General features: G+C 49.6%; 26 protein-coding genes and 1 tRNA gene. 9 read left to right on the forward strand and 18 right to left on the reverse strand.

The genetic code is table 11. The features are described from left to right. Window positions 1–549: an RNA polymerase sigma factor gene (locus MUN53_RS03960; RefSeq protein WP_243323525.1), complete on the reverse strand. Its 549-nt coding sequence runs from the start codon at window positions 547–549 to the stop codon at window positions 1–3. Window positions 550–1,044: 495 nt separating this feature from the next. Here MUN53_RS03960 and MUN53_RS03965 point away from each other — a divergent pair, with 495 nt between their 5' ends. After that, window positions 1,045–1,587 carry a 30S ribosomal protein S16 gene (locus MUN53_RS03965; protein ID WP_243323526.1) on the forward strand — a complete coding sequence of 181 codons (543 nt, stop codon included), beginning with the start codon at window positions 1,045–1,047 and terminating at the stop codon, window positions 1,585–1,587. Between the two features lie 183 nt (window positions 1,588–1,770). Here the strand turns inward: MUN53_RS03965 and trxA are convergent, their stop codons facing one another. After that, complete coding sequence (gene trxA, locus MUN53_RS03970; protein ID WP_243323527.1) at window positions 1,771–2,265, reverse strand: thioredoxin; 495 nt, start codon at window positions 2,263–2,265, stop codon at window positions 1,771–1,773. 201 nt (window positions 2,266–2,466) lie between these two features. On the opposite strand from trxA, the gene MUN53_RS03975 reads away from it, so the two are divergent. The 6 genes from MUN53_RS03975 to MUN53_RS04000 all read left to right on the forward strand — a co-directional run bounded on the left by MUN53_RS03975 (window position 2,467) and on the right by MUN53_RS04000 (window position 6,630). Next, window positions 2,467–2,551 (forward strand) — tRNA-Ser (locus MUN53_RS03975). A 273-nt stretch (window positions 2,552–2,824) separates the two neighbouring features. After that, the gene (locus tag MUN53_RS03980; protein ID WP_008648492.1) at window positions 2,825–4,054 is read left to right on the forward strand and encodes a site-specific integrase; all 1,230 of its coding nucleotides are present in this window, start codon (window positions 2,825–2,827) and stop codon (window positions 4,052–4,054) included. Window positions 4,055–4,138: 84 nt separating this feature from the next. Further along, on the forward strand, window positions 4,139–4,669 hold the full coding sequence (locus MUN53_RS03985) for an ORF6N domain-containing protein (protein ID WP_008648491.1): 531 nt from the start codon (window positions 4,139–4,141) through the stop codon (window positions 4,667–4,669). A 634-nt stretch (window positions 4,670–5,303) separates the two neighbouring features. Beyond that, complete coding sequence (locus tag MUN53_RS03990) at window positions 5,304–5,837, forward strand: antirestriction protein ArdA (protein ID WP_008648490.1); 534 nt, start codon at window positions 5,304–5,306, stop codon at window positions 5,835–5,837. A 77-nt stretch (window positions 5,838–5,914) separates the two neighbouring features. Next, window positions 5,915–6,136 (forward strand): DUF3873 domain-containing protein, encoded by a 222-nt coding sequence (locus MUN53_RS03995; protein WP_008648489.1) that lies wholly within the window; start codon window positions 5,915–5,917, stop codon window positions 6,134–6,136. A gap of 11 nt (window positions 6,137–6,147) precedes the next feature. Next, on the forward strand, window positions 6,148–6,630 hold the full coding sequence (locus tag MUN53_RS04000; RefSeq protein ID WP_032852536.1) for a DUF7258 domain-containing protein: 483 nt from the start codon (window positions 6,148–6,150) through the stop codon (window positions 6,628–6,630). A gap of 203 nt (window positions 6,631–6,833) precedes the next feature. On the opposite strand, the gene MUN53_RS04005 is transcribed toward MUN53_RS04000, so the two are convergent. The 16 genes from MUN53_RS04005 to MUN53_RS04080 all read right to left on the reverse strand — a co-directional run bounded on the left by MUN53_RS04005 (window position 6,834) and on the right by MUN53_RS04080 (window position 18,628). Next, window positions 6,834–7,154: a hypothetical protein gene (locus MUN53_RS04005; RefSeq protein ID WP_004327301.1), complete on the reverse strand. Its 321-nt coding sequence runs from the start codon at window positions 7,152–7,154 to the stop codon at window positions 6,834–6,836. A gap of 12 nt (window positions 7,155–7,166) precedes the next feature. Beyond that, window positions 7,167–7,625, reverse strand: a complete 459-nt coding sequence (locus MUN53_RS04010) for a DUF3872 domain-containing protein (RefSeq protein ID WP_008648484.1) — start codon at window positions 7,623–7,625, stop codon at window positions 7,167–7,169. A 13-nt stretch (window positions 7,626–7,638) separates the two neighbouring features. Beyond that, a complete protein-coding gene (locus MUN53_RS04015; protein ID WP_007845747.1) occupies window positions 7,639–8,220 on the reverse strand; it encodes a conjugal transfer protein TraO in 582 nt (193 codons plus the stop codon). Window positions 8,221–8,223: 3 nt separating this feature from the next. Next, on the reverse strand, window positions 8,224–9,159 hold the full coding sequence (traN, locus tag MUN53_RS04020) for a conjugative transposon protein TraN (protein ID WP_008648483.1): 936 nt from the start codon (window positions 9,157–9,159) through the stop codon (window positions 8,224–8,226). Window positions 9,160–9,199: 40 nt separating this feature from the next. Continuing rightward, window positions 9,200–10,531, reverse strand: coding sequence for a conjugative transposon protein TraM (gene traM / locus MUN53_RS04025; RefSeq protein WP_243323528.1), 1,332 nt, complete (start codon window positions 10,529–10,531; stop codon window positions 9,200–9,202). Next, window positions 10,509–10,805: a TraL conjugative transposon family protein gene (locus MUN53_RS04030; RefSeq protein WP_005924209.1), complete on the reverse strand. Its 297-nt coding sequence runs from the start codon at window positions 10,803–10,805 to the stop codon at window positions 10,509–10,511. Before MUN53_RS04030 ends, traM begins: the two co-directional genes overlap by 23 nt. A gap of 4 nt (window positions 10,806–10,809) precedes the next feature. Continuing rightward, window positions 10,810–11,433 carry a conjugative transposon protein TraK gene (traK, locus tag MUN53_RS04035; protein ID WP_004308760.1) on the reverse strand — a complete coding sequence of 208 codons (624 nt, stop codon included), beginning with the start codon at window positions 11,431–11,433 and terminating at the stop codon, window positions 10,810–10,812. Window positions 11,434–11,453: 20 nt separating this feature from the next. Beyond that, entirely contained in the window at window positions 11,454–12,449 is a 996-nt protein-coding gene (gene traJ / locus MUN53_RS04040) for a conjugative transposon protein TraJ (protein WP_007845741.1), read from the reverse strand. 19 nt (window positions 12,450–12,468) lie between these two features. Further along, window positions 12,469–13,095, reverse strand: coding sequence for a DUF4141 domain-containing protein (locus MUN53_RS04045; protein ID WP_008648479.1), 627 nt, complete (start codon window positions 13,093–13,095; stop codon window positions 12,469–12,471). Further along, entirely contained in the window at window positions 13,095–13,445 is a 351-nt protein-coding gene (locus MUN53_RS04050; protein ID WP_004326111.1) for a DUF3876 domain-containing protein, read from the reverse strand. Before MUN53_RS04050 ends, MUN53_RS04045 begins: the two co-directional genes overlap by 1 nt. An 11-nt stretch (window positions 13,446–13,456) precedes the next feature. Then, window positions 13,457–15,970, reverse strand: coding sequence for a TraG family conjugative transposon ATPase (locus MUN53_RS04055; RefSeq protein WP_243323529.1), 2,514 nt, complete (start codon window positions 15,968–15,970; stop codon window positions 13,457–13,459). Further along, the gene (locus MUN53_RS04060) at window positions 15,967–16,302 is read right to left on the reverse strand and encodes a DUF4133 domain-containing protein (RefSeq protein ID WP_007845738.1); all 336 of its coding nucleotides are present in this window, start codon (window positions 16,300–16,302) and stop codon (window positions 15,967–15,969) included. The genes MUN53_RS04055 and MUN53_RS04060 overlap by 4 nt, the downstream gene beginning before the upstream one ends. A 10-nt stretch (window positions 16,303–16,312) precedes the next feature. Continuing rightward, entirely contained in the window at window positions 16,313–16,609 is a 297-nt protein-coding gene (locus MUN53_RS04065; RefSeq protein ID WP_004308755.1) for a DUF4134 domain-containing protein, read from the reverse strand. A 168-nt stretch (window positions 16,610–16,777) separates the two neighbouring features. Beyond that, on the reverse strand, window positions 16,778–17,440 hold the full coding sequence (locus MUN53_RS04070) for a hypothetical protein (protein WP_243323530.1): 663 nt from the start codon (window positions 17,438–17,440) through the stop codon (window positions 16,778–16,780). A gap of 2 nt (window positions 17,441–17,442) precedes the next feature. After that, window positions 17,443–17,844: a DUF3408 domain-containing protein gene (locus tag MUN53_RS04075; protein WP_008648474.1), complete on the reverse strand. Its 402-nt coding sequence runs from the start codon at window positions 17,842–17,844 to the stop codon at window positions 17,443–17,445. Window position 17,845: 1 nt separating this feature from the next. Further along, window positions 17,846–18,628: a ParA family protein gene (locus MUN53_RS04080; RefSeq protein ID WP_004308752.1), complete on the reverse strand. Its 783-nt coding sequence runs from the start codon at window positions 18,626–18,628 to the stop codon at window positions 17,846–17,848. A 561-nt stretch (window positions 18,629–19,189) separates the two neighbouring features. Here MUN53_RS04080 and mobA point away from each other — a divergent pair. Further along, window positions 19,190–19,612, forward strand: coding sequence for a conjugal transfer protein MobA (gene mobA / locus MUN53_RS04085; protein WP_007754154.1), 423 nt, complete (start codon window positions 19,190–19,192; stop codon window positions 19,610–19,612). After that, a complete protein-coding gene (gene mobB, locus MUN53_RS04090) occupies window positions 19,597–20,865 on the forward strand; it encodes a conjugal transfer protein MobB (RefSeq protein WP_008648472.1) in 1,269 nt (422 codons plus the stop codon). Before mobA ends, mobB begins: the two co-directional genes overlap by 16 nt. The last annotated feature ends 13 nt before the right edge of the window (window positions 20,866–20,878 follow it).

Consider the following 20,878-nt stretch of genomic DNA (forward strand, 5'->3'; position numbering starts at 1 on the left):
TTAAACATCTTTTGTTAAATATTCCTCGACTTTTTTGACGGCATGGTGATAAGATGCCTTGAGGGCTCCTACCGATGTACCCAGAATTTCCGACATTTCTTCGTATTTCATGTCATCAAAATATTTCATGTTGAATACAAGCCGTTGCTTGTCGGGCAACAAGGCGATTGCTTCCTGTAATTTTCGCTGGATGTCATCACCGCAAAAGTATTCGTCGCTTCTCAGTCGTTCGAGCAAGAATACATCTGTATCATCTATGGATATGTTGTTTTGTGTACGTTGTTTGTTCAGAAACGTAATACATTCGTTGATGGCAATTTTGAAAAGCCAGGTGGATATTTTAGCTTCCCCTCTGAAATAATCGAGGTTTGTCCATGCTTTTAAGAATGTATTCTGCAACAAATCGTCGGCATCATCGTGGTTAAGAACCATTTTTCGGATTTGCCAGTACAACTTCTCTCCATACAAAGATACTACTTGCGAAAAAGCTTTTCTTCGCTTTTCCGGATCCTGAAGATGGATAGCAATATCTTTTTCTATATCTAGCATGTTTGATTCATTTGCTGGCAAACTTACAAAATTATTCCTGTTTATAAAGGAATATCTCCGGAAAAAATACGATTGGGAAACTCTTAGGTTTAGGTTGTATCGGAATGTCAATCGGATCCATATACAACTTGGAGAATGCGAAATATCTTATTTGTATTGTATAGATCTGTTTTTCAAGTGATTTATTCCTGATTTTCGTTTACTTTTTACCGTTTCACCCAGGTGGAACGGTCGTATCACCTATGTGGAACGATCGTATCACAAGGGTGGAATGATCGTCCCACCCGGGTGAAACGGTCTATGGGTAACGAGATGGAGACGAAAACTTTTGGAGAGCGCGGAATGCGGTTCCCGATTATGAAAGGAGAAACCGATTGAAAACCGGATAAATAGCAGAAAAATATGAAATAAAACATTGTAGTATCAAAAGTATTTTATTATCTTTGCACCCGCAAAATGCTAATACAAACAGCTTAATTAAAATTATTATTTCAAATGGCAACAAGAATTAGATTACAAAGACACGGTCGTAAAGGTTATGCTTTTTATCAGATCGTAGTTGCAGACAGCAGGGCTCCACGTGATGGAAGATTTATTGAAAGGATAGGTTCTTATAATCCGAACACTAATCCTGCTACAGTAGATTTGAACTTCGATAGAGCTTTGTATTGGTTGCAAGTAGGTGCTCAGCCAACAGATACAGCACGTAACATTCTTTCTCGCGAAGGTGTTTGCTTGAAGAAACACTTATTGGAAGGTGTAAAGAAGGGTGCGTTCGACGAAGCTAAGGCTGAAGAAAAGTTCCAGGCATGGAAACAGAACAAGCAGGCTTCTTTCGAAGCTATCAAGAACAAAGACGCTGAAGCTGCTAAGGCTGCTAAAGCTGCTCGTTTGGAAGCTGAAAAAGAAGTAAACAAAGTAAAAGCTGAAGCTCTGGCTCAGAAGAAAGCTGAAAAGGCTGCTGCTGAAGCTGCAAAACAAGCAGAAGCTGCTGCTGAAACAACTGCTGAAGAAGCACCGGCTGAAAGCGCAGAATAATTCGTGCAAAAGCTTAATAAAAGGAGAGTATATCGTATGTGTCGATATGCTCTCTTTTTTTATGCGTAAAAAGAGGTATTCATTCTTGCCGTTCAAAGAACTGTCAGGATATAAAAAAGCAAGGTTACAAGCCTCTTGATCCTGATAAGAACGGACTTGTAACCTTGCCAATACGTTGTTGGTTTATTTCTTCAATAAGAAATTATCGATTTGTTTTACCAATTCTTCTTTCGGCAGCGCACCTTGTGATATCATCGGGTCGCCTGTTTGCGGAACGAACAGCATGGTCGGTATACTTCTGATACCAAAAGCTGTGGCCAATTCCTTTTCTTTGTCAACATTAATCTTGTAAATAACGATTTTTCCTTTATATTCGGCTGCCAGTTCCTTTAAAATAGGAGCAACAGCCTTGCAAGGTCCACACCAGTCGGCATAAAAATCAATAATACACGGTTTGTTGCCTTCGTAAACCCATTTATTAGGATTCTTTTCGTAATTGAATATTTTGGTAAGGAATTCAGCTTTCGTCATGTTTATCACTTCACCTTCAGCCGAAGTCGTTGTTTCGGTTGCTGCCTTTGGCGCATTCTCAGTCACCTTATCTGTTTTTGCTGACATCGAACAACTGAAAGCGGCGCATACAGTCAAAATAAATAGCGAGCTTCTTAATTTGTGCATAAAGTACTTATTAATGAAATTATTATCGTTCTGCAAATGTAACAAATATAATTCGGGTAAGGTTTATTTCCATGCATGAATTATGAAGGAGAGAGAAAAAATTAGAAAAATATACTTCAAAAATTTGCAGATTCGAAAATAATCCTTACCTTTGCACCGCAATTGAGAACAAAACAATTGCAAAACATGTTGGAAACGACTGGAGAGATGGCAGAGTGGTCGATTGCGGCGGTCTTGAAAACCGTTGAACTGAGAGGTTCCGGGGGTTCGAATCCCTCTCTCTCCGCTGAACGTGCTGGACAGAAATGGTCAGCAAACGGACAAAAAGCTACAAATCAATGATTTGTGGCTTTTTTTATTGCCCGAAAGTCCTGCTTCCAAGACTTCAAAAGTACGGTAAAAGACAAAGTTTCGTTACTAAATCGTTACCTATTCCCTGCCGGACAAAAACGGTAACGAATTGTCCATAAATGACCTGATAATGACTATATTAGTCCATAGTCTGCATAACTCGAAAATGAGAGGTAAAAACTAATTTTGCAACTAAAAATTTTGAGTTATGAAATCGACATTCAAGGTTCTTTTTTATTTGAAGAAAGGTTCTGAAAAGAAAAACGGCGAGGTTATGATTATGGCACGCATCACCATAGACGGCAAACTTTGCCAGTTCAGTACGAAACAGAGCATCCAGCCCGACAACTGGAGCATTGCTGCGGGCAAAGCCAAAGGCAGGGATGCCGGGAGGATAAACGCCCTTTTGGACGACATACGTTCTTCCCTGAATACCATTTACCACGAAATGCAGCGGCGTGACAACTACGTGACCGCCGAGAAAGTGAAAAACGAGTTTTTAGGTCATAGCGAGAGCCACGAAACAATCCTTTCATTGTTCCAAAAGCACAATGACGATGTGAAGCAGCTTGTGGGCATATCCAAGACGATAGCGACCTACCGCAAGTATGAAGTGACCCGCCGCCACCTCGCTGAATTTATCCAAAGCAAGTACAATGTATCGGACATATCCATAAAGGAGATAAGCCCGATGTTCATTACCGATTTTGAGTTGTATTTGCGTACCGCCTGCAAGTGCGGCTACAACACCACCGCCAAGTTCATGCAGTTCTTCAAGCGTATCATCATCATTGCCCGTAACAATGGCATACTGGTGGGCGACCCGTTCGCCAGCTACAAAATCCGGCTGGAGAAAGTGGACAGGGGTTATCTGACAGAGGACGAGATAAAAATCATCCTTAAAAAGAAAATGGTTTCCGAACGGCTGGAACACGTCAGGGACTTGTTCGTCTTTTCCTGTTTCTGCGGTTTGGCTTACAGCGATGTCGCCAACTTGCGGCAGGAGAATATCCAAAAGTCCTTTGACGGTAACCTTTGGATAATCACCAAGCGGCAAAAGACGAATACGGACGTGAATGTTCCCCTGCTGGATATTCCCAAGATGATTTTGAAGAAGTACAAGGGCAAGTTGCCGGACGGCAAGATACTTCCCGTAATCAGCAATCAGAAGCTAAACGCCTACTTGAAAGAGATTGCCGATATATGCGGTATTAAAAAGAACCTGACGTTCCACCTTGCCCGGCACACGTTCGCCACGACCACCACGCTGTCAAAGGGCGTACCCATTGAAACGGTGTCCAAGATGCTGGGACACACAAACATAGAAACCACGCAAATCTACGCCCGCATCACCAACAGCAAGATAGGCAGCGATATGCAGGGGCTTGACAAGAAGTTTGTCGGCATCGAGAAGATTTACAAGGAAGTCGCCATGTAATCTTGATTATTGGGAACTGGTCACAATTTGTGACCAGTCCTTACTATTATTCCAACATTGCTAAATCTCCTAAAATATACGATTATGGATTTGCAGATTATCCAAAACAAGATTTTTGAGGTCAGAGGTTGCCGGGTGATGCTCGATTATCATTTGGCAGAACTCTACCAAGTGGAAACACGAGCCTTGAAGCAGGCGGTCAAGCGCAATATCGAGCGTTTTCCGGGTGATTTTATGTTTGTACTCACCCAAGAGGAAGCTAACTTGCTGTTATCCATAGGGGTATCACAAAATGTGATACCCCCTGATTACAACTTCGGCGTTGCTATGCCTATGGCTTTCACCGAGCAGGGCGTAGCCATGCTTTCTTCGGTTCTCCGCTCCAAAGTAGCCATAGAAGTAAACATTTCAATCATGCGGTCTTTTGTCCTCATGCGCCAAATGGCAATCGGTTACGAGGAACTGTCAAGGCGCATCGAGGAACTGGAGGTAAGCACCGATGCGCAGTTCAACGAACTGTACCAAGCCCTTACCCAGCTTCTAAGCCAGTCGAAACAACAGAAAGAACGCCGTCCGGTAGGTTTCGTTACCTATAACCGTGACAAAAACGAATAGGTAACGATTTCGGTAACGAAATTCCGCCTAACAAACTATATCCCAATAAAGTACATTCTTCCACCTTGCGGGCAGTCCACCGACTACCCGCATTTTTTATATCCTTTTCCAACTGGCACATTCCCCGAAACGCCAGCCGTGCGTGGCATGGCTGACTGTATTTCGTGAAAAGAGCCGTTGGAAACCCGCACAAGCGTACCGCAAGGTAAACTTGCCATACCCTTGCCTTTCCCGCCCGCATGGAGTGTTCCCTAAAAGATGAAAGAGAACAGGCACTTTTTCCCGGTTTCCCTATCTGTAAATCTTCCTCTTACGCAGTCCCCCAGCCGGGACAGTCGTTTTAATCATTTCAATAGGCAAAGGTAGTTACGTGTTCTTCACGATTTTGCAAGGTCGAGCCGTTCCGGTTTGGCGAAAAAATCTTCCCTGCCTTGCGAGGTATTTTTTGCCCAAAACCTTGCAAACTCTAAACACTACCCTTTTACGCCTATGTGAAACGAAAACGACCGACCCGACCGGAAGACGCATAAAAAAAAAGTCGGATTTACGGGAAACAGGAAAAAAGTTCAGTGAAACTTCAACTCCCTCACCTCTCAAATCCGCATAAAATTAAAAACTTAAAAATTACAGCAATATGGAAGCAAAGGTATTATCGGAAGCAAAAGTTTATGTAGGCACTTATGCCAAGTACAACAACGGTTCATTGTCCGGCGCATGGCTCGACCTTTCGGACTATTCGGACAAGGAAGAATTTTATGAAGCCTGCCGGGAACTTCACAAGGACGAGGAAGATGCGGAATACATGTTTCAGGACTGGGAGAACGTGCCGGAGGGCTTAATCGACGAAAGCTGGATTTCTGAAAACTTCTTTGCCCTGCGTGATGCGGTGGAGGATTTGAGCGACACCGAGCAGGAAGCCTTTTTCGTGTGGTGCAACTATAAAAGCCATGATTTGGGCGAGGAAGATGCGGACGACCTTGTACGGGATTTCCGGGATGAATATCAAGGGGAATATGACGATGAAGAAGATTTCGCCTATGAAATTGTAGAGGAATGTTACGACCTGCCGGAGTTCGCAAAGACCTATTTCGATTACAAACAGTTTGCCCGTGACCTGTTCATGTGCGATTACTGGTTTGATGACGGCTTTGTGTTCCGGGCGTCATAACAACCAATCCGGGCGGGGTGTCAAAGCCCTGCCCGCTTAAAACAACCAAGTTTATAACCATAAAAAAATAAGACATCATGCAGTCACTTAACAAAAACGGGGTAAGCATCACCCAGACACCGGGAGAAGAAAAGTTCGTGAAATGCCGTTTAGGGGCTTTCAGGGGACAAATTTATTATCAATATGACTACCGCCACACGGACGGCGAACTTTTCAGCATGGTAGCCAAAACGCTGGACGAGTGCCGCCGCAGGCGTGACGAATGGGTAGTGAAGAAGAACGGAGTAATAAACAAGTAAATTTCAGGGACATGAAAACAACAGAAGTAAACAAGAAGCTTATCGGCAGGCGTTGCGAGTGTATTTTTACGGGCTTAATGGTAACGGGCGTTATCGAGGACACAGAAGAAAACGAACACACCATAGAGGTAAAAGTCCGTTTCGACCACCCGCACCAGTGGGGCGATGATTTGTATAATGATGTGTGGGCGTGGGGGCGCAAAATAGACGAGTTCGGCACGCTGCACCATTTGCAACTGTTGGAGGACAAACCGGACTTTCAGATAATGACGGTAGTTTTCGGCGAGCCAATCAGCCGGATAGACCGCAGTGTTTTTGAAGATGTGGAAACGTGGGGCGTCTGTTCCCTGCAAGGTTGGGTAAACAGCTATGAAAGTGTCCGGTTTGTAGCCATAGACGACCATACGGCAATCATCACGGGCGAATATAACATGGAGCAGGTAAAGGTGTGGTTAGAGAAATACACGTCCATAAAGAGCCTTAAAACCAGTTGATAGAGGACGGCGGCTGCTTGCCGCCGTTACTTTCTTCCGTGAGCCTGCCAGCGGGTGAAGAAAGTAACAAAGAAGCCTTTCGTTTTCCCTATCATGGAAACAGCCCGCCGATGCTTCCCGGCGGGCTGTCTGCCCGATATTTACGCTTTGCGTATCATTCCATACCCGGTTTCCCAAGAGGATGATAAAAACGGATGTCGCAACTATAAATCCTCATAGTGAATAAATTTTACCCCAAGTATGCACACGGTTTCTTCTTCCTCGATGTCATATTTCCATGTCCGTTTAGTGACAAGCATTTCCGTTTCGCAATCGAACCATACCATTACGGGCGCATCATCTTCTTCGTCCGCCCATTTGAAAACCTGATTGGACGGCGTTTTCCATAATTCAGCACTGTCACGTTCGGAAATACAGTCCTTGTCCACAATGATGATGTCACCTACTGCCGGAACTGTATCTGTTTCCAACGTGGTTTCTATGTACCACGAGATACCTTCTATATCCAATTCTATTTTTACCATGTCGTTTTATTATTAGGGGGTTATTGTTTCCGTTCCTTCTTCGCTGTTGTCATTATTAAATGATAGTGTAAGTTGCTGCATCTGCCCGAAGCTGTCGATGATATAAATGTCAATCGTCTGCTGGTCTGTCGATGCCGAGGTGTAGTAGAGCCGGAATGTTTCTTTCTCCAGCGGGTAAAAGTCATTGGGCAGGAACACCGTGCCGTTATCCATTTCCAGCTTCCCTTTGCCGTCCGGCTGGAAGTACCTTATCTGATAGGTAGTCGGCTGGTAGTAGCCGCCACGCACCAGTCGGCAGCGTATTTCGGCGGTTTCCCCGACTTTCAGCCTTTTGGGTACTGGCAGTGTTTCGATGCTGAACGGGTACGCCTGCTGAATATCCAAGTTGTCATTACAGGCGGTCACAAGCACGAGGGCGGCCACGATGCAGCAGCCCATGATGATTTTATACATTACATTCTTCATATACATTATTATATAGCGGTCAGTTGATAATGAATTTCAGTCCCAAAGATACCTGCGTGTGGAACTTGCCGATGTCCGAGCCGAACAACGCCCGTTCCCTTGCGTTCAACAGCAGAGCCACCCGGTCGGTCAGGTAGGTTTCCAGTTCCAGCGTCAGCGCACCGCCGTAAATGAAGCAGTCCTTATCCAGCAAGGTAGAGCCGTCCGGCAGCAGCTTTTCGCTTCGGTTGCTTGTTTCGTACCCGGCGAGAGCCGACAAGCCCAATGAAAGGAAAAAGGTCTTTCGTCTGTCCGATAGGAATTTCAGGTAATAGCCGCCCTCTGCGGTGAACTGTTCTACGGGTATCTGCATATCCTTGTAGTCATACTTCTTGTGCAGGTATTCGCCGCCAATCACCCAGCGGTTGGCGTTCTTGGTGTAAACGCTGTACGCCGCCCCGATGTGGTAGGCGAAATCACTGCCAGCGTTCCAATGCACCCCGTCCGTCATGCCCGCCGTGACCTGCAAGCCTTTCATGCCCGGCAGGTATCTTTGTGCGTGTGCCTGAAACGAGGTCAGGCACAGCGCAAAGAGCATCATTATAAAGATGTGTCTTTTCATTCCCTATTTGATTTTTAGTTCGTCAATCACTTCTGCGTTCACGATGTCGGCGTTTTCCACCCGTATGGTCTGATGCCGCCCGCCGTTCTTCTCGTAGAGTTCCACGACCAGCAGCTTGTCGTCAGGAATGGTAAACTTCGGCAGGGCGTACACCGTGCGCACGGTCGATTTCCCGGCAATCTCTATCACCTCGTTGTAGCTGCGTACCGCATCCAGTACCGTTTCCTGAATAGCCGTGCGTTTGGGCACTTTTTTATCGGTTATCTTAAACCTGATGAAGTCCGTGTCGAAAGGCACGTTGGAACTGTTCTTTGTCTGCGTGTGCACGTAGAGCATCCCGTTATATGTGTAAATCCCCTTGATTAAGAACTGTATGCCGAAACGCTTGCTACCCAAGTGGCGCACTTTCCGGTCATTGTTCTTGTAGATACTCTGCATTATCAGCTTCACCAGCAGCGGGCTTTCATTACCCAGTTCCCGGAAATAGATGTTCATGCGGGTATGCGAAAAGTCGCTGGTGTCCTCGTTCTCCAAGAAGTCTTTCATTTCGATGTTGAGCATTTCCGGTTCACGTGCATATTTGGCGTTGAATGAAAAGAAACTCCCGTCCTCGCAAATGACGGAGAAGTTCGTTTCTCCCGGAAAGCCCTCTGTCGTGGCTTTCACCCGGATTACGTTCTCCGCACCGTCCGCCTTGCCCGCTATGATGTGGTTGCTTCCCAAATCCACGTAGCGGACGGCGGCGGGGAAGATGATATGCACCGTCTTGGCAAAGGTCACTTCCACGCCGTAGGGCGTTACCATTTGTCGGTACGGGAGTTTCCGGGTAATCCCCCGGTACAAGTCGTTGCCAGCCGCATACTTCACTGTGTCGGTTTCCTGTGCGTTTGCTGCACACACGCCCAGCAAGAGGGCGAGCAATACAAAAATCTGTTTCATTGTCAATTAAAATTTTAGTGGATGAATATTTGTTGAGTAATTATTGCTGTTTGGCGTAAAGCATCACCCTGTACCCGGCTTTCAGCTTCACTTTCACGGTTCGGAACTTCTTGGCGAGGTAGCCGGACGTTCCTTGCAGCAAGCCCCTTGTCACGTCCATAGCCACCTGCTGCCCGGCACTTTGGGCAAAGGATATGCTTGTACCCAGCCCGCTTCCGATATTCGCCATAGCTTCGTTGAACGCTTCCTGCTCCATAGAGGACGGGACGGAAAGCCCCTTTTGCCCGTCCGTGTCGAACACGGCGAGTTCCACCGGGATGATGTTGCCAGCGTACTCAATCGAGGACACCAGTATGTCGAGCCGTTCGCCCTGCACCTTTGCCGTTCCCGCCACAAGGGTATTCTTCGGCACAACGATATTTCCCGCCTGCATGGGTTCGAGCAACCGGAGTTTCACCGCCTGCCCGTCCACCAGCGTTTGGTCTTGGTGTATGCAGGCGGCTACCGTGTTCTTTCCCATAGCGTACCCCGTGCCTACCGCCGTGTTGAAGCCGTAGTTTCGTGGCTGGCTGTAAGCCCGGATGAAGTCGGCATCGCTCATGGGCTGCTGCAATCCCGAAACGGTCGTTTCCCGGATAGCCTGCACCGGAATAGCCGGAGTGCCGATACCGCCACCGTTCTGCCCGGCTGTCGGTATTTGGGCAATCTGTCCCCTTTGTCCGTCCTGCCCGTTCATATACTTTGCCGCCAGCTCGTAGGACTTTTCCAAGAGTGCCATTTGGTCGTCAGCCGTAGGCGTGGCGTTCTGCTGCTGTTTCAGTCGGTCGGTCAGTTCCGCCACCTGCCGTTTCAATTCCTCTTTTTCCTCGTCCACAGGGGGCGTTTCGTAGAACGTGCTTAACTGGCGGTTGATGTCCCGGTAAGCCGCCCTTGAAGAAGCACCGCCGCCCCTTTGTGGCTTCGGATCTTCTTCCGGCATCAGATTGATTTCCTCTTGTGGTTCTTCCGTATCATCGTCCAGCGTGAAACCGAAGTCCTGCAAGGATTGTATCTTGTCCTGCTGTTTGCGGTTTGTCACCGCCTGCTCGTAAGCCTTTTGCTTGTCGGCTATAATCCCGTCCTCTGCGGGCAGGGGTATGTCGGCATTGAAGCCGCCCACGCTTTCCACATTCACGTCCTCTTTGCCGGAGGGTGCGAATATCAGGTACATGCACCCTGCAAAGGCAAGGAACATCAGCGGGAAGACTATCATTTTCCTGCGCTGCTGCACCTGCTGCGGGGTAAGTTCCCGTTTGGGTTTATCTTCCTTTTTCGGCTTCCCGTCCGCCTGCGGTACGGTCGTGCCGTTCTCATTCTTCTGTACTTCTTCCATATTGCGGTCTGTTTAACGGGTTGATACTTTTGGTTGTGTCATTGCCGTGCAACGGCAGTTGTCTGATGTGTTCTATTTGCAGCCTTTGCCCGTCCCGTTTCCCGATATTGTAGATTGATGAAACGGTGATGTAGATAGACAAGCCGCCGAAAAAGAAGAACATCAGGAGGATAACCGCCAGCCTTTTGCCCGGCGTAATCCGTCCGCACATTCGGCGCAGGCGGTCGTCCGCCCAGTCCCGCACCTTTTCGATGTGGTTTCGTTTTCTTTCCATAAGGCTATCTTTTAATGGTCTGCAAATCCTTGTTCTCGGTAATGGTGAACGCTTCGATGATAAAGCCGTGCGGGTTGTTGTCGCTCCGTGTGGCGTTAAGCAACCGGCACGAGGTGACAAGGCTTCGCACCGTCAGGCTGCTTTCCCGGACAATCAACTGGCGGGCATACGTGTTCACCTTGTAGGGGTACTGGTCGAAGTCGCACTTCACGCTGTCAATCTCCACCGTCTGCGTGACGTTTCCGGAAATCACCCGGTTGTAGTAGCCCTTTTCCGCCAAGTCCTTGTAATAGTTGAAAGCGGTCTTGTCGGCGAGAAACAACGAGCGTTTGATGTTGCTTTCGATAGCCCCCTTTTCGGGTGATAAGGTGAAGAAAAGTTCGTGGAAACGCCGCACGTGCGACTTCGCTTCCACGGGTCTGTTCTGCGCCATGTCCTGCGAGAGTGCCAGCATCAGGCTTTTGCCGTTGTCGAGGACGTATATCTTCTGCCGCTGCTTTTCGGCGAAGCTGTACGAGTTCCACACGGCAAAGCCCGTCACCAGTGCGCACAGGCAGATGAATACCAGCGCAAAGAGCCGGATTTGCCGGAAACTCGTTTCGATGTTCGTTAATGACTTAAATTCCATATACTAAATATTGATGTTGGTTATTTGAGTAGTTTCCCGGTTACTTTCCCGCTTGCCGCACCGACCGCAGCCCCGGCGATTGAACCAGCCCGTGCCACGTTGCGGTTATAGGCAGACGTACCGCCAGCCGACACTATCCAGCTTGCCACCGTTGGAATGGTGAAGTAGCCCACGATGCCGATAATCATAAAGATTATATACACGGTGCTGCTCCCGTCCGGGATGAAATCCGGGTCTGAAAGCTGCTCGATGTCTTTTTGGAGCATCAGGGTTTGTATGCGTGCCAGCACGCTGCTGAACAAGTCCGACACGGGCAGCCACAGGTAAATGGAGATATAGCGTGAAATCCACCGGGTCAGCGTGCTTTGGAAACCGTCATAAACGGAAATCGCAAACGCCAGCGGACCCAGTATGCTTAACACGATTAGGAAGAACGTGCGCAGCGTGTCTATAATCAGCCCCGCCGCCTGAAAGAGCATTTCCAATAACTCCCTGAACCAGTCCCGGACGGACTTCTTGATGTTGTAAGCCGTCCTGTCCATGTACATGCCCGTCATAGTCACCATGTCGGAGGGCGACCAGCCCAGTTCTTCCAGTTGTCGGTCAAATTCCTCGTCCGATGCGAGGTAAGCCGTTTCGGGGCTTCGCATCAGGGCTTCATATTCCAGTCGGTCTTTCTGCGCCCGGTACTCGTTCATGTCGAAAGTCTGCGTTTCCATAAGCTGGTTGCACCCTTTTACCACTGGCGACAATACCGTGTTGATAGTCCCCAGCACGAAAGTTGGAAAAAACATGATGCACAGCCCCAACGCAAAGGGACGCAGGAGCGGGTACACATCTATGGGTTCGGCACGTGCGAGCGACTGCCACACTTTGGCGGCTACATAGAACAAAGCTCCCAGCCCGGCTATCCCTTTGGCTACCCCCGTCATGTTGCTGCACAAGGGCATCATTTCATCGTACAGCACCCGCAACACTTGGTGCAGGTTGTCAAAATCCACCGCTGCTAATAACATAGGCATACCGATTTATATGTTACCAGTAGCGTTCATCCGCCGAGCCGTAGAGAGCCAGCACCCGGTCGGTGTCGTTCTTCTTCTTCGCCCGCAGGTAGGACACGGATATGTTCTTTCGGGTGTAGTAGTTCACGAGGTTGCGGTAGTTGAGCAGGCTTTTATAGGCGTTGTTGATTACCGCCAGCCTTTCGGCATCCGTCAGCGACATGCCCGTCACGTTCACTACATTCTTCAAGTCCTGCAACACGTCCGCACTTTCGGAGAGCAGCTTGGCGTACCCGGCTGAAATGGCGGTGAGTTCATCCGGCGTGTAGTTCGGGTCTGCCAGCATGTTCTGATAGTTTCGCACGTAGATTTCGGATATTTCCGCCACCAGCTCAATGGACTTCTTCACCTTGATGCCGCCCTTGACAACATCGTGTACCGCTTTGAGCGCATCGTAATATTTTTTACCCTGCTGGAAAATCTTCTGCGCTTCCATGAAGCCGTCCAGCGTGTTCTTGGCAGTGGTGGAAGTCTGCACTATCTGCTTGGTGGTGTTGATGATGCCCTGCGCCAAGTTGCCGGGGTCTGACACCACCCACTGTGCGGATGCCTTGCCGATGAAGCAAAGGCACACCGCCATAAGGAGAATTGTTCTTTTCATTATCTTTTGTTTTCAGGGTTTGTAACTCGTTTGTATTCGCCGCCGGGCATGAGCGTTATCCGGTCGGTCTTTTTGTCATAGGTGAACTGTATGCGGAAGCCCGTTTCGATGAACAGGCAGCCGTTCCGTTCTGTTACCGGGTAAGCCGTTTCCAGTATTCTGCCCCTGACATTCGCTTTCCGGGTGACGGTGTATCTGCCGCCCGTTTCCGAGAGTGTGAAAGCCGGGTGTCCCCTGACGTGTACCCAATAGCCCTGCATCCTTTCCAGCTCCTTGCTTCCGCTGTCCTCGCAGCCCGCCAGCAGGCAGGCGGACAATAGCGTGTATATCAGATTGTCAATCCATTTCATGTTCCTAATTTTTAAGTTGTTGATGATTGGGGATTTCTTTTGCTTTCTGCAAGCCGCTTGATAGCCAGTTCAAGGTTGCCGTCCAGCTTCTCGGCAAGAGCGAACAGTTCCATTTTTTCGCTTTCCTCGGTCGTGTACGTGTAATATTCTTCCAATGAAACTTCCGTGGCGTACACCGCCGATTGTGTGCCGCCCAGCGAGAAGAAAACTTCCTTGTACTTCCGTCCGGGGTGGTTCGCCATGTTGATAGACAATATCTGCGAACGCTCCTTGTCGGTCAGTCCCAAGAGGTTCTGTATGCTGTCGAACTTGTTAAGGTATTTCCTTTGGTCTAACAATATTTTGCAGTCCGAGTTATTGATGATACTCTCTTTCACGATAGGGGAAGAAATAATATCCTCTACCTCTTGCGTGACTACAATCGCTTCCCCGAAATACTTTCGGACGGTCTTGTACAAATATTTTATGTAGTCCGCCATGTTCGCCGATGCAATCGCTTTCCACGCTTCCTCGATTAGTATTAACTTCCTTATCCCCTTTAACTTGCGCATCTTGTTTATAAAAGCTTCCATGATGATGATAGTCGTTACCGGGAATAAAATCTTGTGGTCTTTGATGTTATCCAATTCAAAGACAATGAAGCGTTTATGCAGCAAATCCAGCTCTTTGTCGGAGTTCAGCAGGTAGTCGTACTCACCGTCACGATAGTACGGTTCAAGCACGTTCAGGAAATTGTCAATGTCAAAATCCTTTTCCCTGACGTTCTTCTGTTCAAGCTGTCGGCGGTAATCATCCCGGACAAACTCGTAGAACGTGTTGAAGCAGGGCGTTACCGAACTGTTTTTGCCTATCAGGTCGATATAGGCACTTACCGCATTGGACAACGCCACTTCTTCCGACCGTTTGGGGGCTTCATCGTCCCGCTTCCACAGGGTGAGTATCAGGGTCTTGATACTCTCTTTCTTCTCGATGTCAAATACCCCGTCTTCGACATAGAACGGGTTGAACGCTATCGGGTTCTCGTTGGTGTAGGTGAAATAAATCCCGTCCTCGCCGTGCGTGCGGTTGTGGATAAGCTGGGACAGCCCCAAGTAACTGTTACCCGTATCTACCAGCAGCACGTGCGCACCCTGCTCGTAATACTGGCGCACCATGTGGTTGGTAAAGAAGGACTTACCCGACCCGCTCGGCCCAAGTATGAACTTGTTTCTGTTGGTCGTGATGCCTTTCTTCATGGGCAAATCCGATATGTCGATGTGCAGCGGACGACCGCTTACCCTGTCCACCATTTTGATGCCGAACGGCGAAAGCGAACTCTTGTAGTTCGTTTCTTCCACGAACAGACAGAGAGCCTGCCCCAAGAACGTGTAGAAACTTTCCTCTGTGGGGAAGTCGGCTTCGTTGCCGGGTATGCCCGCCCAAAAGAGCGTGGGCGTATCGACCGTGTTGTGGCGTGGCTTGCACTCCATTAGCGCAAGCTGGCTTCCCACATCGTTGCGTATGCGTTTGAGTTCGTCCCTGTCGTCACTCCATGCCATGACGTTGCAGTGGCAGCGTACCGAAATAAGCCCCTTACTGTGGGCTTCGTTCAGGTACTCGTCTATCCACTCCTTGTTCACTTGGTTGGCACGGGAATAACGGGAGAGCGATTGCATATTCCGGGCGGTCTGCTCGAAGTTCTTCAGGTTTTCGGCGTGGTCGTCTATGAAGATGAACTGGTTATAGACGTGGTTACACGACAACAGCACGCCCACCGGGGCGGCGAATGACAGTCGGCAGTCGCTCCGGTCAGTGGATAGCTTCTCAAATCGGCAGTCCGTCCCGACCTTTCCGGGCAAATCTTCCACGTCCGAGAGCGTGTGCAGGCACAGTATGTCGTCCCCGACCCGCATTTCTTCCGGGTACAGCCCGATGTCTTTCAGACAGGTGGTATCTGTTTGCGAGAGCGAGAAGTATTTCTCGATGATGCCCGCCTTTCCGTCCTGCCCGGTGATTTCCGATGCCGCCAGCCGGGTAAGGGTGACAAAACCGCTGTCGTTCATAATCCTTTCAAACTGCCCGACCGCTTCGATGAACTTTGCCGCCGTTTCCTTGTCGGCTATCTCCTGCGGAACAATCCTGCCCCGGCATAGGGTGGAGAAATCGCTCTGTCGGCGGCTTCTCTCCCTTGTCGTCTTTGTCAGGAACAGGTAGCAGTAATGGTTCAGGAACGGGCGTTCATTGAAGTGCCGTTCAAAGGAGCGGCTTAAAAAACTAAGCTCGTCCCTTTCGGTGTCGGGCTGGTAGTTCTCCTTGATGAAGAAGTCCTGCTTGTGTACTATGGAGTAGTCGGGCAGCACCTTGACCGCCTTGTACCACGCCGAATGTATAGCTTCGTACTCGGCACTGGTGACGGTGAACAGTTCGGGCAGTTCCACCCTGAAAGCCACCGTCAGGTCTGCATCCTTTGATATGATGCAGCCGTTCTCCACCGCCAAAAGGGGAAATTTCCTTTCCAGCGTGGTAGCCTTTAACATATTCCTCATGTTCTTTCTTCCTTTCTTCTTTTGTAGTTGAACAGCCGGGGTATCGCCTTTCGGCTGATAATGAAGCGTGGGTGTCTTTTGCGTGCGGCTGCTTTCATCAGCCCGTGCGTGCCGTACTTGGCGTTGAGCCGGAACGTCTGCCACACGAGCAGCAGCGAAGCCGACACGATGAAACCGATACATAGCCACTGGTTCACGCCTGCCATGAACAGGACGATGAACACCACGAAGACAGCGAGCAAGCCGCCGCAAAAGATAAAGAGGTACTGGCTTTTCAGCCCCTTGAACTCCACCGGCTTCCCGATACCCCTGTTTACCGGATATTCAGACATTGCCGCCTTTTTAGAGGAAGAACGAACGCAGGATAGTGGCGGCGACAATCAGGAAGATGCACGCCCCGAACCAACTGGCGGCGGTCTTTGAGGTGTCGGGGTCTCCGCTTGAAAACTTGTTATATACTTTTACCCCGCCAATCAAGCCGCAGACCGCCCCGATTGCGTACACCAGTTTTGTTCCGGGGTCAAAATACCCGGTGATTAGGTTCGTGGCTTCGGTGATGCCCGCCTGCCCGTTTCCTTGTGCGTAGGCACTTACCACGGCGGCAAGTATAGCCGCCGACAAGAAGATTTTCTTTCTCATTGTGATTTGTTTTTAATGCCGGGCGGCGGGTGGATAGTCCGCCTTTCCCGGCTGGTGAATAATTTGAAATTTTAGTGTCGGGGATAGTCCCGTTTGTCTGTTTGTTTTCAGGTTGCCAATCAACCGTAATCCCGTTGTTTCATGCTGTCAGGCTTATACATTATTATATTATAGGAAGTCGTTCATGTCGAACGCTTCGTGTTCCTCGCTTGTATCGCCAGTTCCGGCAGGGACAGCAGCCGTAGCCAGTTCCGCTTCGTTGCGTCCCAGCAGTTCCGCCACCCTTGCCAGCCCGCCGTTGATGTTCTCCACCACCGCATCGTAGAGGTTCGTCCCCTCAATGCTTGCCAGTGTCCCGGCGGCTTGCCGTTTCTCCGCTTCGGTGGGGTTGTCGGCGTTCGCCGTGCGTACCGCTTCGCCCAGTTCATCGAAGCTCACGCCCGTAGCCCGCTCGGTATCATCGTCACCGTCCATGTACCCGGCTATTTCCTCGTCCTCGTGGTCGAGTTCGTCATTCTCGTAACCGGGCGTTTCTTCCGCTTCGGCTACTGCTTCCGGAATGTTTTCTTCCGGCTGTCCGTCAGCCTGCGGCGCAAAAATAGTATCATTTTCAGCCGCTTGCGGGAGGTGTCCCGATTTGTCCTGCTCTGTCCCGATTAGTCCGCCCTTGTATCGGCTTTCACCTATCAGCGTGTAGCCCGAAACCCCGTTTCGTGGGAGTGGCGCATCATCCGTTCTGCCCGGTGATGTCCGGCTGTCCGTGTAGCGATACCACAGCCATAGGGCGATATAGTACACCAAAAGCCCGGTAAGTATGCAATAGATTATCATAGTCAGACAGGCTTTTGGAAGTGGCTTTCGTACAGGGTGTTTATCTCGTCTTGGTACTGCTCGAAGTGCCGCAGCAGAATGTTTTCCACGTAGCTGCTTACCGTCACCTTGCGCCCGCCTATCACTGTCACGATACGCATCAGCTTCTCGTGCGTGGTACGGCTCACGTATAAGGGCTGTCGGTCTGCCAGTTCCACTTTCTGAAAGTAGGTTTCCCGGTAGTCGCCCGAACCGCCCTTGCGCCTGCGGGGTGTCGGTTTCTCTACTTGCACCGTTTCTGTTTGTGTTTCTTGCGGTACATCATTCGTCTTATTATTATCTTGTTTACTGGGAACACCCTGCGAGATAAGCTCTTTCATGAAATCCTCGTCTATCTTCGGCATCCCGCCGCTTTGCTTTGCCATATCATTTTAATTTGATGTAGTACGTTATTTCGGTTATCAGTTCTTCCAAGTTGCTTCCCCTTACCAGCGGGCGGCTGGCGGGAAAGAGCGTGGAGCGGAACACCGCCTTTTTATCCGCCACCAGTTCCTTTTTGTAGCGTTTGGTATCGGGGATAAAGGTTTTCATCAACGGCAGTTCCAGTTCCTTAATGGTCTTGTCGTAGGCGGTGTAAAGGTCTGTTTTCTCCCGCCCGTCCACCATGTTCCAAAAGAGGTACAGCCCGGCAAGTCGGCAGGCTTCATTCCTCACCAATAGCTTTTGGATAGCCATTGCGAACGACAGGCTGCTTTCCAGTACCACCTTGTCGGCTGAAATGGGGGTGAAAATGTAGTCCATGCCCGCAAGGGAGTTTATCACGCCCTCGCTGTTCACCGTGCCGGGCAGGTCGAAAAACACTATATCCGGCACGTGTCCGGCGGCTATATATCCGTCAGCCGTTGCAATCGCCTTTTCAGGTGAACTGCACAATACCGGGTAGGCTTTCTTTCCCAACCGGGTGAACTGTTCATACGCCATGCGCTTGTAATCTTCATCCGCCCCGACCTGCTCGGCATCCCGCTTTCGCATCCCGGCAATGGAGTGTTGGGGATAGTCGCAATCGACCACCGCCACATCGTAGCCTTTGAGGTAGTAGAGGTAACTCGCCGCCAGCACGGTAAAGGTTGTTTTGCCGACCCCGCCCTTTTGGGTGGAAAAGGCGACATACAGGGGTGTTTTCTCGTTTTCCATATTGCTTCCGTTCATTATTGGTTGATAGATTTATTTATTGCTTTCAATCATTCATTCCATATTGCAATCTTGAAATATTGAAAGATTGTTTTATTTCAATCTTGTTTTCCTGCTTTCATTCTTTCTTGAAATATTGAAATCCTGCAATCACGTTTTATTGCAATCCTGCTTTCAATCATTCTTTCCTGATTGGAATATTTCTTTCAATCTTGCTTTCAATCTTGAAATCCGATGCAAAAAAAGGGAGAAAAAACGTCCCCTGAAAACCTTGTCCCGATTTGTCCTGCGCTGTCCCGTTTTGTCCACCAACCACCTATTTTACAGCATTATAAATCACCGTTACTTTGCAGCGGAGTAACGAACCGCAGGAGGCGCAGGTGTAAAACCGGGCTGGTGAACGCAGGGCTTACCGTTCCACGCTAACCCCAATCCGTCCGTGACGGATTTCGATTTTCGTCAGAAAATAGCAAGGTGTGTTCTATGGCACATAGAACCGTTTTCCGTGCCTGAAAACGCCTTGCCCCTTGCGGGGGTGAAAATCACTCCGAAGTCGTAATTTTTTTAATCCAAAGAAGCATGGAAACAAGAAAACCTAACAAGGGCGGTCGCCCCGCCCTCGCAGACCCGGCGAAGCATCGCCATGTCCTTTACCTGAACGACCGGGAGAACGCCCGCTTCCTCTCGCAATGGGAGCAGTCGGGCGTCACGAGCAAGTCCCGTTTCATCGCCGCCCGGCTGTTCGGCGAGCCGTTCCGGGTGGTGAAAGTGGACAAATCGGCAGTAGAATATTGCGCCCGGCTGACCGAATTTTATGCACAATTCAGAGCCGTGGCGGTCAATTACAACCAAGTTGTAAAGGCGTTGCACAACAACTTTTCGGAGAAAAAGACACTGGCTTTTCTCTATAAATTAGAGAAAGCGACCACCGAACTGGCGATGTTGAACCGTCAGGTTATCGACCTGACAAACGAGTGCAAGGAACTATGGTTGCCAAAATAAGCACGGGCGGCAATATGTTCGGCACACTGGCGTACAACCAAAACAAGGTGGACAGCGGGGAAGCAAAGGTGCTTTTCTCCAACCGGATGCTGTTGAGCGAGGACGGGAATTTCTCTATCGGCGAGTGTATGCGCAGCTTTGAAATGCAGATGCCCGTCCAGCTATCCACCAAGAAGCCGATACTTCATATTTCCATAAACCCGCACCCGGAAGACGTGCTGACCGACCAGCAGCTTTCCGACATTGCCAAAGAGTATATGCGGAAGTTGGGCTATGGCGACCAGCCCTATTTGGTGTACAAGCATACCGACATCGACCGCCACCACATCCACATCGTGGGGTTGCGGGTGGACGAGAACGGCAAGCCGCTGAATGACAAGTTCGAGCATCGGCGCAGCAAGCAAATCACCCGTGAACTGGAAAAGAAATACGGGCTGCACCCGGCAGAGCGAAAGGAACGTGCCGAACGCCCGGAACTTAAAAAGGTGGACTATGCCGCCGGGGACGTGAAGCACCAAATCGGCAATACCGTGAAAGCGGCTTGCTATGGCTACCGCTTCCAGTCGTTCGGGGAGTACAAGGCTTTGCTTGCCGCTTACAACGTGTGCGCCGAGGAAGTCAAGGGTGAAGTGAACGGCAAGCCCTATCAGGGCATTGTCTATTCCGCCATGAACGACAAGGGCGAAAAGGCGGGCAACCCGGTAAAGGCTTCCCGCATCGGCAAGTCGGTGGGTTATGAAGCGGTGCAGCGCAGAATGGAGAAATCGGGCGAAGCAATCAGGAACGGGAAACTGAAAGAGCGCACCCGGAAGATTGTAGCCACTGCCATGCAGACCACCCGCAGCCGCAAGGAACTGGAACAACAGCTAAAGAAGCAGGGCATTGACGTGGTATTCCGTCAGAATGACAGCGGGCGCATCTATGGCGTTACGTTCATCGACCATGACAGCCGGGTGGTGCTGAACGGTTCACGCTTGGGCAAGGAGTATTCGGCGAACGTGTTCAACGAACGTTTTTCGGGCGAAACCGGAAAGATGCACCAGCCCGAAGTGTCAGCACCGCAGCAAGACCAGCCCACGCATCAGGAACAACCGGGGTTCATGCCGAAATCCGACATCGTTCCGGGTGTGGCTTCCGTGTTGGGTGCGTTCGGTGGATTGCTGGGCGGCGGTGCATCAGGCGGTGACGATCCGCAGGACACCGCCCGCCAAAAGAGAAAGAAGAAAAAGAAGCGCACAAGGCGCATCGACTAACTTAAAAAAACAT

The sequence above is a fragment of the Parabacteroides faecalis genome (genome assembly GCF_022809355.1).
Classification (GTDB): domain Bacteria; phylum Bacteroidota; class Bacteroidia; order Bacteroidales; family Tannerellaceae; genus Parabacteroides; species Parabacteroides faecalis.